Annotated in this window: 8 protein-coding genes; 4 read left to right on the top strand and 4 right to left on the bottom strand. The window is 42.1% G+C overall.

All coding sequences use genetic code 11. The features are described from left to right. The first annotated feature begins 10 nt into the window (after positions 1-10). Both proB and ES896_RS17035 read left to right on the top strand, forming a co-directional pair. Entirely contained in the window at positions 11-1,129 is a 1,119-nt protein-coding gene (proB, locus tag ES896_RS17040; RefSeq protein WP_135227082.1) for a glutamate 5-kinase, read from the top strand. An 18-nt stretch (positions 1,130-1,147) separates the two neighbouring features. Continuing rightward, positions 1,148-2,416 (top strand): glutamate-5-semialdehyde dehydrogenase, encoded by a 1,269-nt coding sequence (locus ES896_RS17035; protein ID WP_041092839.1) that lies wholly within the window; start codon positions 1,148-1,150, stop codon positions 2,414-2,416. Positions 2,417-2,596: 180 nt separating this feature from the next. Here ES896_RS17035 and ES896_RS17030 read toward each other — a convergent pair whose 3' ends face one another. Further along, on the bottom strand, positions 2,597-3,166 hold the full coding sequence (locus ES896_RS17030) for a GNAT family N-acetyltransferase (RefSeq protein WP_072368380.1): 570 nt from the start codon (positions 3,164-3,166) through the stop codon (positions 2,597-2,599). 88 nt (positions 3,167-3,254) lie between these two features. Between ES896_RS17030 and ES896_RS17025 the strand changes: the two genes are divergently transcribed. After that, a complete protein-coding gene (locus ES896_RS17025) occupies positions 3,255-4,076 on the top strand; it encodes a MerR family transcriptional regulator (RefSeq protein WP_135227081.1) in 822 nt (273 codons plus the stop codon). Positions 4,077-4,135: 59 nt separating this feature from the next. Here the strand turns inward: ES896_RS17025 and ES896_RS17020 are convergent, their stop codons facing one another. The 3 genes from ES896_RS17020 to gltC all read right to left on the bottom strand — a co-directional run bounded on the left by ES896_RS17020 (position 4,136) and on the right by gltC (position 8,692). Beyond that, complete coding sequence (locus ES896_RS17020; RefSeq protein ID WP_017359463.1) at positions 4,136-5,965, bottom strand: ABC transporter ATP-binding protein; 1,830 nt, start codon at positions 5,963-5,965, stop codon at positions 4,136-4,138. Next, positions 5,962-7,695, bottom strand: a complete 1,734-nt coding sequence (locus ES896_RS17015; protein WP_008346579.1) for an ABC transporter ATP-binding protein — start codon at positions 7,693-7,695, stop codon at positions 5,962-5,964. The genes ES896_RS17020 and ES896_RS17015 overlap by 4 nt, the downstream gene beginning before the upstream one ends. Positions 7,696-7,789: 94 nt before the next feature. Further along, the gene (gltC, locus tag ES896_RS17010) at positions 7,790-8,692 is read right to left on the bottom strand and encodes a glutamate biosynthesis transcriptional regulator GltC (protein ID WP_008346581.1); all 903 of its coding nucleotides are present in this window, start codon (positions 8,690-8,692) and stop codon (positions 7,790-7,792) included. Between the two features lie 153 nt (positions 8,693-8,845). Here gltC and gltB point away from each other — a divergent pair, with 153 nt between their 5' ends. Then, positions 8,846-13,417, top strand: a complete 4,572-nt coding sequence (gene gltB / locus ES896_RS17005) for a glutamate synthase large subunit (RefSeq protein WP_017367413.1) — start codon at positions 8,846-8,848, stop codon at positions 13,415-13,417. Positions 13,418-13,426 lie beyond the last annotated feature (9 nt).

Here is a 13,426-nt window from a genome sequence, read left to right as displayed (position 1 = left end):
GAGTGATAAGGTGTACGCAGATAAAGAGAGAAAACGAATTGTTGTGAAAATCGGAAGCAGCTCTCTTACTAGCTTTCAAGGTGAGATTAGTTTAAAAAAACTAGAAAACCTCGTCAATCAAATTGTAAAACTCAAAGATGAAGGACACGAAGTCATTTTGGTCTCATCTGGTGCGGTTGCAGCTGGTTACCGAAAATTAGGATTTATTGATAGACCGAAAACACTGCCAGAAAAACAGGCGTCTGCCTCAATAGGGCAAGGGCTTTTAATGGAGTCATATTCTACTTTATTTTTATCGCACGGTTATATTGCTTCACAGCTATTAATTACAAGAAGCGATTTTTCAGATGAAACGCGCTATCAAAATGTGCGAAATACAATGAATGTGTTATTAGATCGAGGGATCATCCCGATTATTAATGAAAATGATACAGTGACGATCAATCGTTTGAAGTTTGGAGATAATGATACATTGTCTGCAAAAGTAGCTGGACTGATTGATGCGGATTTCCTCGCTATTTTATCTGATATTGATGGCTTGTATGAAGATAACCCTCATACAAACCCGAATGCGAAGAGAATTCTCGAAGTCACAGAAATCACAGAAGACATCGAAGCAGCCGCTGGAGATGCGGGAAGCAGCGTTGGCACAGGCGGAATGAAATCAAAACTCGATGCTTTTAAAATTTCAATGGCCGCAGGCATCAATGGCTTTTTGGGAAAAGCCGATACGCCTCACATTTTAGACAAAGCCATCAATGGGACAGAGGACGGCACTTATTTTACAGCTGACGAAAATTTAGCGCCGCTGAATTATAAAAAACAGTGGATTGCTTTTCATTCTGGCCCAAAAGGCGAAATCGTTGTTCAAGAGAAAACACAGGAGCTTCTCATGCATCGTGAGAAAAGTCTGGATTCTGACGGCATAGTCGATGTAAATGGTTCGTTTAAAAAAGGCGATGTAGTCCGTATTTTAGATCAAGATGAAAGAGAAATAGGGCTTGGCATTGTCAATTATGCGTCCGACGAACTCGCACTGAGCGGTGACTTGCTACAGGATGAAGTGGTGCATGTCGTAGATCTTGAAGCGTTTGTTTGTCATTTAGATTTATCAATACCAGTTTGCTAATCATAAGGGAGGAATTTCATGACACTGACAGCTGAAGTTGTCACATCGGTCAAAGAAAAAGCGAAAAAAGCAAAGCACGTATCAAAAAAACTAGGTTTACTTCAAACAGAGGAAAAAAATGAGGCGCTGCTGAAAATAGCAGAAACGCTCGAACAGCAAAGTGATTTTATTTTACAGGAAAATCAAAAGGATTTAGAGGCAGGAAAAGAAAAGGGCTTCTCTGAAGCATTAATGGATCGATTAATGTTAAATGAAGAGAGAATTCATGAGTTTGCAGAAAGTTTGCGGCTTGTGACGAGATTAACAGATCCTGTTGGAGAAATATTGGATGAATGGACTCTTGAAAACGGCTTACATGTGAAAAGCCGAAGAGTACCGCTCGGCGTGATCGGGATGATCTATGAAGCGAGACCGAATGTCACTGTCGATGCAGCAGGGCTTGCCCTCAAGGCAGGCAACTCAGTGATTTTAAAAGGCGGTTCCTCCGCTATTTCTTCCAACAAAGCCATCGTCCGCGTCATTCATGAGGCATTGGATCAAACAAAGATCCCTCGTGATGCGGTACAGTTTATTGAACAAACAGACCGTTCATCGGTTCAAGCGATGTTTCATCTAAAAGAGTGGATTGATGTTTTAATCCCGAGAGGCGGGGCTTCTTTAATCAAAACAGTTGTAGAAGAATCGACCATTCCAGTTCTTGAAACAGGGACAGGGAACTGTCATATCTTTATTGATCAAACAGCGAATGTAGAAAAAGCCATTCAGATTGTCATCAATGCGAAAACAAATCGTCCGGCCGTTTGTAATGCGCTTGAGACTCTGATCGTTCATCGCGATTGGCTGAAAGAAAATGGTGCAGCATTGAATGAAGCACTGCTTCAGCATCAAGTCACTGTGCACGGGGATCAAGACGCTCAATCCTTTTTTTCCGAAGCGGTTCCTGCGGAGGAAGTGGATTGGACAGATGAGTATTTAAGTCTTGATCTTGCGGTGAAAGTCGTTGACTCAATTGAGGGCGCCATTCACCACATTGATCAGTACGGAACGAAACATTCAGAAGCCATCGTAACAGAGGATGAAAAAAACGCACAAATCTTTCTAAACGAAGTCGATGCGGCTGCTGTTTATCATAACGCATCTACACGTTTTACAGATGGCGGTGCACTAGGATATGGCGCTGAAATTGGCATTTCTACTCAAAAGCTGCACGCAAGAGGGCCAATGGGACTTCCTGCACTGACAACAACAAAGCTGCTTCTATCTGGTGATGGTCAGATTAGAAGCTAGAATGAATGTAACGAACACTACCTTTCTAACTTGGGGTAGTGTTTTTTTAGTGTATGAGAAAAGAAGAGAGAAAAAAGGGAACGACATGGAAACGATGCTGAAGCACTGACAACTCTTGAAAAAGAAGACAAAGGGCTAAAATGAAGTCCATTTTAGCCCTTTGTCAACAATCTAGTTTTTTTATGAACTTGAACGGTCTTTTTTCATGACTTTCTCAAATTTGAAAAATTCAAATGTCTCAGGTGCTAAAGGGTCATTTTCTTGATTCTTCTCATGAGGGAAGCTCGGATCTGGATGGTGTAAGTGATAAAACTCAACAATCTGAAACCCGCATTTGTTCACATAAAAATGAATGTTGCGCTTTTCAAAATAAGGAGTGACAACTTCCCACACCTTCGTTTCTGGATATTGCGCCTCAATGGCTTTCCATGCTGCCTGACCAATGCCGCGGCTATGAGATGATGAAGAGATATATAATAGGTCCACCGAATTGCGGTGTGTGTGATGGTTGATTTTTAAGACAACCCCTCCTGCCTTTTGACCATTTAGTAAAATATGATAGACAAGGTTCTCTGTCGAATAAAAAGATTCATCAATCGACTCATCAGGAGGAATTGGTCCACCTTCTGCATCGCCAAATGCATCAATGATGCCAGCTGTGAAAGCATCTTGCAGTTCTTTTTTCATCAAAGGGAAGTCCTCTTGTTTTGCAAGTGATAATGTGACTTGATCTTGTGCGATTTTGTTCATGTGTAAATCCTTTCTCCACATACGTGGTGTTTATGCATGTTATCATAAAGGATGGAGTAACTCCATAGTCAAGAAAGGAGCCCTAAAAATGATGAGCGATGTTCAAAAAACATTTTTAACTGGAGAATTTGCGTCATTATTTGAAGTGAAAAAAGATACACTGCTCTATTATGATAAAATCGATTTGTTTAAGCCGGCAGGTGTTCAGGAAAATGGGTACCGTTATTATACATTTGAACAGTTTGATCATTTCATGGCCATTCAATCCCTTCGTGCTGTTCAATTTCCGATCAAACAATTAAAACAATACTTTACTGAGCCTTCTCAGGAGAAATTGCAAAGCCTTGCGGTTGAGCAAGCAGAAAAGGTCGGGGAGGAGATCCAAAAACTACAGGATATTCAATCTTTTCTTTTTCGTGTGATCGAGACAACGAATGAATTATCATCAGTGAAAACAGGGGAGGTCTTGTTTCAAGAACTGCCAGAAGAACCGATCGTCCTCAGTACATCAAACCCAATTGATTCAAACACACCTACAGAAGAAATTTCTCGAATTGTAGGAGAATTTCTGAAAGGGATTGGTATTAAAGGTGCGGCGGCAAATGGTTCTATTTTAAACAAGGAGCAGTTTTTGCAGCGTCATTATCATCAATCTGATCGGCTGTTCTGCCGAATGGAAGGACCGGATGCAGTCAAAAAGCCAGCGGGTCTATATGCAGTCATGTATCAACAAGGAACATATGAAGAAATGGAGACTGCCTATTCACGTTTATTAGATCACATCGAAGCAGAGGATATGATACTGGATGGGGATGTCTTTGAGGAGTATTTACTTCATTCTCTGATGTCTAAAAATGAAGCGGATTACATGACGAAACTTAGTGTGAAAGTCAGAAAACGGGAAGCTTAAGGCATAACAAAAAGGATAGACAGGCATTTTTACATGCTGTCTATCCTTTTTGGTGTTGTTTAACCGACTTGGTTTTCGGCAAATTGACTCATATAGAGGTCGGCATAAAAGCCTTTTTCTTTCAAAAGCTCACGATGAGTTCCTTTTTCAATGATCGTGCCATCTTTCATGACTAAAATGAGATCGGCATCTTTAATCGTTGAAAGTCGATGTGCAATGACGAAGCTTGTTCTGCCGTTCATTAATTCATTCATTGCTTTTTGAATATGCATCTCTGTCCGTGTATCGACACTGCTTGTTGCTTCATCTAAGATTAATATCTTCGGATCAGATAAGATGGCACGGGCGATGGTTAACAGTTGACGTTGACCTTGTGAGAGGTTGCCGGCATCTTCTGTTAAGAGTGTGTCATATCCATCTGGAAGGGTGCGGATGAAATCGTCTGCATAGGCATGTTTAGCGGCCTTCAACACATCCTCTTTTGAAACATGCGGTCTACCATATGCGATGTTGTCATAAATTGTGCCTTCAAAGAGCCATGTATCCTGAAGAACCATCGCAAATAAGTCACGTACTTGCTCTCGGCTGAGGTCGGTGGTTTTTACGCCGCCAATGCGAATGGAGCCTTGATCTAGCTCGTAAAAGCGCATTAACAGATTAATTATCGTTGTTTTTCCAGCGCCTGTTGGCCCAACAATGGCCACCGTTTGTCCTTCTCGGACTTGTAAATTCAAATCTTTAATAATGGGTTGATCTTTCTCATAACCGAAGTGAACGTGCTCAAAGGCCACATCTCCGGAAAGGGATTTAAGATCAATCGCTGCATCTTCTTCCGCATGTTCTTCTTCCTCATCCAGAATTTCAAACACCCGTTCAGCAGAAGCGATAGCAGATTGAACTAAGTTTGCAACACTGGATGCTTGCACAAGCGGCTGCGACATTTGCTGTGTGTATTGGATAAATGCTTGCACATCCCCGACACGAATATTCCCGTTAATGACAAGAATTCCGCCAGCAACACTTACCGCCACATAGCCAAGATTCCCAATAAAGGTCATCATTGGCATCATTAAGCCGGAGATAAATTGTGCTTTTCTTGAAGATTCATATAGTTGTTCGTTTAATTGATCAAATGTATCAATGGCTTTCTTTTCATAGCCATACGCACGAACCGTCTGATGTCCTGTGAACATTTCATTAATATGTCCATTGATCATCCCTAGTTCTTTTTGCTGTGCTTTAAAATGCTTTTGCGAAAATGATGTAATGCCTCGAATCGCAAACAAACTAAGAGGCAGCGTCAAACAAACAAGCAGTGTCAGCAGCGGACTGATGAAAAGCATCATGACGACAATACCAATGACTGTAATAACAGATGTGATCACTTGTGTGAGTGCCTGCTGTAAAGAAGTATTAATATTATCGATGTCGTTCATCACCCGGCTCAGCGTGTCTCCGTGTGTTGTTTTATCAAAATAACGAAGGGGGAGACGTGTGAGTTTGTCACTCGCTTCTTGTCTTAGTTCAGCAATGGTCTGCTGCGAGACACCCGCCATTACATATTGCTGCACGAATGAGAAGAGAGATGCCACGACATATAATAGAACAAGCAACAATAAAATGCGTGAAATGACATCAAATTGAACACCAGTTCCTTGTGTAAAACTTTCAAATAGGGAAGAGGTGGCATCCCCAAGTAATTTTGGACTGACAACATTAAAAACGGTTGAACCGATCGCTGCAATCAGGACAATGATCAGCTGAAATTTCCTCGGTTTTAAATAGCCCGTTAAACGAAGAAGTGTTTTTTTAAATTCCTTCGGTTTTTGTACTGGACCCCTTGGGTGACCGCCTTTATGTCCCATTCCAGAAGACATTTTTTTACTCATCCTTGCTCCACCTCCTGACCTTCCTGTGATGCGACGATCTCTTGATAGACAAGGTTATCTTTCAGTAACTGTTCATGTGTACCGATACCTGCTATTTTTCCATCATCTAACACAATGATTTTATCGCTATGCTTCACTGTGCTGATTCTTTGAGCCACAATAATCAAAGCAGCATGCTCTTTTTCAGCTTCTAGCGCTGACCGAAGTTTTGCATCCGTTTTGTAATCAAGGGCAGAGAAGCTATCGTCAAACAGGTAGAATGCAGGTTTTCTTACGAGTGCTCTTGCAATCGAAAGACGTTGTTTTTGACCGCCAGAGAGATTCGAACCCCCTTGGTCTATCTCTGCGTGAATTCCGCCATCTTTTTGCAAAACAAATTCTTCGGCCTGTGCTGTCCGCAGTGCCTGCCAAATCTCGTCATCTGTAGCATCTCGTTTGCCAAAGCGCACATTATCAGCAATGGTTCCGCTAAATAAAATGGCTTTTTGAGAAACATAACCCATCTGACTTCTCAGTTTCTCTTGAGGCAATTCTCTAATATCGACACCATCTAATATAATTTTTCCTTCTGTTGCTTCATAAAAACGTGTCATCAGCTGAAGAAGGGTCGTTTTCCCGGAACCTGTACTGCCAATGATCGCCGTCGTTTCACCCTTTTTGGCTTCAAACGTCATGTCTTGAACGGCTGGTTTTTCAGCATTTGAATAATAAAATGACACATTCTCAAAGCGAATGGACTGGGCTGGCTGATCAAGTTTAGTGATAGCCTCTTTTTTGTCTTTAATTCTTGGTTCTAGATTTAACACTTCATTCATCCGTTTAGCTGATGCCTGAGCTCTAGGCACCATAATAAAACTCATAGACAGCATAATGAGTGCCATTAAAATCATCATCGCATATTGAATGAAGGCGATCAGATTCCCGACTTCCATCTGTCCGGCATCAATCCGATTAGCGCCAATCCAGACAATACCGATATTCGTGAAGTTCATGATAATGAGCATAAAAGGGAACAAGTACGCCATTAATCGATTGACCTTAAGGCCAGTATCCTTATACGATGTATTGGCTTTTTGAAAACGTTCCTTTTCGTCATCTACTCGGTTAAACGCACGAATGACCCGAATGCCTGAAAGCGACTCTCTCATAATCAAGTTCAGCCGGTCCGTTTTTTTCTGAAGCTGGCCAAAGAGGGGGATCGCTTTTCTTGACACCAAATAAATGAACCCGCCAAGAAGGGGAAGAGCTGCTAAAAAGATGAGAGATAACACAGCATCTCTAGATACAGCCAAAATAATTCCACCAACAAGCATTAGAGGCGCCCGTGTCATCATTTGTAAGATCATGATCGTGACATCTTGAACTTGTTTCACATCATTTGTGGATCTTGTAATAAAGGAAGATGTCCCGATTTTTTGAAATTCTTCTAATGAGAATTGTTCGACATGCACAAACAGCTGTCTTCTCATATCACGCCCGAAGCCTAGAGCTGTCTTAGATGACAAGTAGGACTTCCAAATCGTGAGCAAGATGGCAAGTAAAGAACAAGCCACCATCCAGCCCCCAACCTTCCATATATAAGCGACATCTCCTTGGACGATCCCGACATCAACGATATCTGCCGTAAGCGTCGGTAAATACAGCTGGAGCATACTGCTTAAAAAGGTGAGAATCACAATGGACACAACGGATAGCCGATAGGGCTTTAAAAACGATAAAATTGATTTCATACGATTACCTTTCTTCCATATAGTCTGTTGTTCTGTAACTCATCATATACAAAGAGGGATTATTTCTACAAATGAAATGTCTTGTTTTAATGAATTATTTATATTGTTCAATTTTTGAAAAGAAGTCCTTTACAAACATATAAAAATCATGGGCAGAAGGAGACATCTCTCTCGATTTAGAAGCAATAATTCCGACCGTTCTTCTCACTTGAGGGAAATCAATGGGAATTTTCACTGTAAATCGCGGTGTTGTTTCATAAAAGGCACTTTCGGGTAATAAGGTAACACCCATTCCTGCCGATACGAGACCTTTTATGGCATCCAAATCTTCTCCTTCAGATGAAATGGTAGGCTCATAGCCTGCCTGCTTGCAAGCATCAACCGCAATTTGTCTCAGCACATACCCTTCAGGAAATAACACGAAATGATCCTTTCTTAAATCACTTAAATGAATGCTCCTTTGTCCGCTAAAGGGGTGGCTAACCGGTAAAAGGGCATAAATGCTTTCGGAAAACAAGATATTTCCTTCTATTTGAGGATCGTTTGTCGGGACGGGTCCTAAAAAGGCAAGATCAATGTCTCGATTTTTGACAGCTTCAATCAGAAACTTATAGGAACCTTGCCGAAGTAAAAAATCGACCTCTGGATATTCCAGCTTAAATGCGGAAATGACAGAAGGGAGCACTTGGCTTGCTAGACTTGTAGGAAATCCAATGTTCACTGTCCCTTTGTGAGGGTCTAAGTATTCATCAATTTGTTCTTTGGCGTAATCTATCGCTTTTAGGGCGGTTCTGACATGGTCCAAAAATTGTCTGCCGATTTTCGTTAATTTGATATTTCGTCCTTCTCGTTCGAATAAAGCCACTCCAAGTTCTTCTTCTAAATTGGCAATCTGCCGGCTGATGGCAGATTGGGCAACGTGTAAGTTTTCAGCCGCTTCTGACACGTGTTCACGGTCAGCAACTTCTACAAAATAACGTAATTGACGAAGCTCCATTTTTGCACTTCACACCCATCTATCTCAAAAAGAGATTGTTTTGATCTAAATTATATATTGTTTATATTAATTTGAAAACTTAAAATAAGTTACAGAGTTTGTGAGATTTTATTACTGTGAAAAAACGGATCTTTTAAACGGGGGAGAGAAACGATGACTTATAATCAACTACCACAACCACAAGGTCTCTACCGTCCTGAATTTGAACATGATGCATGTGGAATCGGACTGTACGCCCATTTAAAAGGGGAGGCGACACATAGCATCGTCAAAAAGGGATTGCAAATGCTGTGCCAGCTTGATCACCGCGGCGGGCAAGGCAGTGATCCGTATACAGGTGATGGTGCCGGTTTAATGGTACAACTGCCAGACGCTTTTTTTAGAAAGAACTGTCAAGACCTTGCACTTCCTGAAAAGGGCCGTTACGGGGTAGGAATGGTGTTCTTTTCAAAAGATGATGATGCCAAAACGCGTCAAGCGATCGAACAAAAGATCAACGGCTTCATTAAACAAGAAGGGCAAACATTAATTGGCTGGAGAACGGTTCCTGTTGATGCTGGGAAAATTGGAACGGTTGCAGCGAAGAGCTGTCCGGTTGTCCGGCAAGTGTTCATCGGAGCAAACGACAACATAACAGACCGTTTGTCATTTGAACGAAAATTATACGTCATCCGCAAGCAGGCTGAAAACTGGGGAACAGCAGAGGAAAAACAATTTTACTTTGTCAGCCTGTCGAGTCAAACCATCGTATATAAGGGGCTTTTAACATCAGATCAAGTTGATGCTTTTTATCTTGATCTACAGGATGAAACATTTGTTTCTGCATTTTCACTCGTTCATTCAAGATTTAGTACAAATACATTCCCGACATGGGAACGAGCGCATCCAAACCGTTACTTAATTCATAACGGAGAAATTAACACATTAAGAGGAAACATCAATTGGATGAGAGCAAGAGAACAACAATTCGTGTCTGAAGCCTTCGGAGAAGATCTAGACAAGATTTTGCCAGTGCTGAATGCAGACGGAAGTGATTCATCCATTTTAGACAATGCCTTTGAATTTTTCGTGCTTGCAGGGCGTACTCCTGCTCATACAGCGATGATGCTGATTCCTGAGCCGTGGACGGAGAATACGCACATGTCAAAAGAGAAACGGGCATTTTATGAATACCATAGTTCGTTAATGGAGCCATGGGATGGCCCAACAGCGATTTCGTTTACGGATGGTAAACAAATCGGCGCCATCTTAGATCGTAACGGATTAAGACCCGCGAGATACTACGTGACAAATGACGATCATATCATTTTCTCATCTGAAGTTGGCGTCATCGACACGAATGAAGAAGATGTGAAGTATAAAGACCGTCTTGAACCAGGTAAAATGCTGTTAATCGATTTAGAAGAAGGACGCATTATTTCTGATGAAGAAGTGAAATCTTCGATTGCGAATGAACTTCCTTATCAAAAATGGCTCGATGAAGAAATGGTTCACGTCAATCGCTCGGAAGAAAATTCAGAAAATTCTAGTATAATGAGTGATTTGTTAACGCGTCAGCGTGCTTTCCATTATACGTACGAAGACATTCAAAAGTATTTAATTCCTTTACTAGAAGAAGGCAAGGACCCAATAGGCTCGATGGGAAGTGATACACCGCTTGCTGTGTTATCAGATCGTGCGCAGTCGCTGTTTTCTTATTTCAAACAGCTGTTTGCTCAAGTGACGAACCCGCCAATTGATGCCATTCGTGAGCAGCTTGTCACATCGACCATGACTTGGTTAGGTGCTGAGGGAGATATTTTACATCCAAATGAATATTCATGCCGAAGAATTAAACTTTATACACCAGTTTTAACAAGCGGGCAGTTCAACGGCTTGAAAACGATTGTTCATAACGCCTTTAAAAGCAAAACGATTCATACACTTTTCACTGATGACCTAAAACGCGGTCTTGATGCGATGTTTGAAGAGGCAGAAAAAGCCATTCGTGAAGGGGTATCTTTACTAATTCTTTCTGATCGTGACATGACAGAAGAAAAAGTGCCGATTCCACCACTTCTTGCATTGAGTGCACTTCATCAGCATCTTGTGCGTCAAGGCTTACGAACAAAGGTGAGCTTAATCGTCGAATCTGGAGAAGTAAGAGAGGTTCATCATTTTGCCGCACTGATTGGCTACGGCGCAGATGCGATCCATCCGTACCTCGTTTACGAAACATACAAACAGCTTATTGCTGAAGAAGCGATTGCGATTAGCTTTGATGAAGCTGTCACAAAGTTTGGGAAAAGTGTGACTGAGGGCGTAGTTAAAGTAATGTCTAAAGTGGGAATTTCCACTGTCCAAAGCTATCGAGGCGCACAAATTTTTGAAGCAGTCGGTATTAGTGAAGATGTCATCCAGGCGTATTTCACAGGAACAGCTTCGCAGTTAGGCGGTATTGATCTTGACACCATTGCAAGTGAAGCAAAGCTTCGTCATGAGGCTGGGTATCAGGCATCAACTGATCAAACGCTAGAATCAGGCAGTGAATTCCAGTGGAGAAAAAATGGAGAGCATCATGCCTTTAACCCAAAAACCATTCATACCCTTCAGTGGGCATGCCGCAACGAAGATTATGATTTATTTAAGCAATATACGAAGGCAGCGGATGAAGAACGAATTGGTTTCCTTAGAAATCTATTTGCTTTTCGTTCAAAACAAAAGCCAGTTCGTCTGGAAGAAGTTGAATCTGCTGAATCCATTGTACGCCGCTTTAAGACAGGTGCGATGTCATTTGGTTCATTAAGTAAAGAAGCGCATGAAGCACTAGCGATTGCGATGAACCGAATTGGCGGCAAAAGCAACAGCGGAGAAGGCGGGGAAGACCCTGCACGCTTCACAGTAGATGAGCACGGGGATGATCGCAGAAGTGCAATTAAACAGATTGCTTCTGGCCGCTTTGGTGTGAAAAGTCATTATTTAGTCAATGCAGATGAACTGCAAATTAAAATGGCGCAAGGTGCAAAGCCTGGAGAAGGCGGACAACTGCCAGGGAATAAAGTATATCCTTGGGTCGCAGACGTACGTGGTTCTACGCCAGGTGTTGGCCTAATCTCACCACCGCCTCACCATGATATTTATTCAATCGAGGATTTGGCTCAATTGATCCATGATTTGAAAAACGCAAACCGTGACGCACGCATCAGTGTCAAGCTAGTTTCTAAAGCTGGCGTTGGAACGATTGCAGCAGGTGTTGCAAAAGGGACAGCGGATGTCATCGTAATTAGTGGATATGATGGCGGTACTGGAGCTTCTCCGAAAACAAGTATTAAACATACAGGACTTCCTTGGGAGCTTGGATTGGCAGAAGCGCATCAAACCCTTGTCTTAAACGGCCTTCGAGAGCGAGTCGTTCTTGAAACGGATGGCAAATTAATGACAGGACGCGACGTTGTCATGGCTGCGATTTTAGGAGCAGAAGAATACGGCTTTGCGACAGCTCCACTTGTCGTATTAGGATGCGTCATGATGAGAGCATGTCATTTAGATACTTGCCCAGTCGGAGTCGCTACTCAAAACCCAGAACTTCGCAAAAAATTCATGGGTGACCCTGATCACATTGTCAACTTCATGATGTTTATTGCAGAGGAAGTAAGAGAAATTTTAGCTGAACTTGGCTTTACATCAATGGATGAATTGATTGGGCGTACGGATGTCTTATCAGTAAGTGAAAGAGCAAAAGCACACTGGAAAGCAGGACAGCTGAACCTTGAAACCCTGCTATATCAGCCAGAGGGACCACGCACATTCAGAACGCCGCAAAATCATAAAATTGATGAATCACTGGATATGAATGAGATTCTCCCTTATGTACAGGAAGCGCTCGATCATCAAACACCGGTTGATCTGTCACTAAACATTCGCAACATTCACCGTGTAGCTGGAACGATTACGGGCAGTGAAGTGTCTAAGCGCTACGGAGAAGAAGGTCTGCCAGAGGATACGATCACACTTCGGTTCACTGGTTCAGCTGGACAAAGCTTCGGCGCATTTGTTCCAAAGGGGATGTCTTTATATTTAACAGGTGACTCAAATGACTATATCGGCAAAGGACTCTCTGGAGGCAAAATTGCTGTCAAAACATCTGATCACTTTGTACAAAATGGACATGAGAACGTGATTGTCGGTAACGTTGCATTTTACGGCGCGACAAGCGGAAAAGCGTATATTAACGGTCGTGCAGGTGAACGATTTGCCGTTCGTAATTCAGGTGTCAATGTGGTCGTTGAAGGAATCGGTGATCACGGCTGTGAATACATGACTGGCGGACGTGTTGTCATTTTAGGTGACGTTGGGAAGAACTTTGGCGCAGGGATGTCTGGCGGTATCGCTTATGTGCATACATCCGATGCAAAACAGTTCAAAAGAATGTGTAACATGGAAATGATCATGTTTGAAAAACTCACAGATCACGAAGAAGAACAAGAAGTGAAGCAAATGATTCAGGAACACCTTGATTATACAAACAGCTCAAAAGCAGCAGCGCTTCTAGAGAACTGGGCACAAGAAAAGAATCAATTCATTAAGATCATTCCGAGAAATTACAAAATGATGCTTCAAAGCATTGAGGAACAAAAACAAGCAGGCCTCAGCCACGAGGAAGCTGTTATGTTCGCATTTGAAGCAAACACAAAACCGAAAAATAAAGAAACGGCAAACGGGCAAAAAGCAGCCGTCGCTCATTAAGAAAGGGGA

It is taken from the genome of Bacillus sp. 005/A4HT-01/001 (assembly GCF_004634445.1).
In the GTDB taxonomy this organism is placed as follows: Bacteria; Bacillota; Bacilli; order Bacillales; family Bacillaceae; genus Bacillus; species Bacillus altitudinis.
The sequence above is the reverse complement of the archived record's forward strand: the minus strand, read 5'-3'. Positions and strand labels throughout refer to the sequence as shown.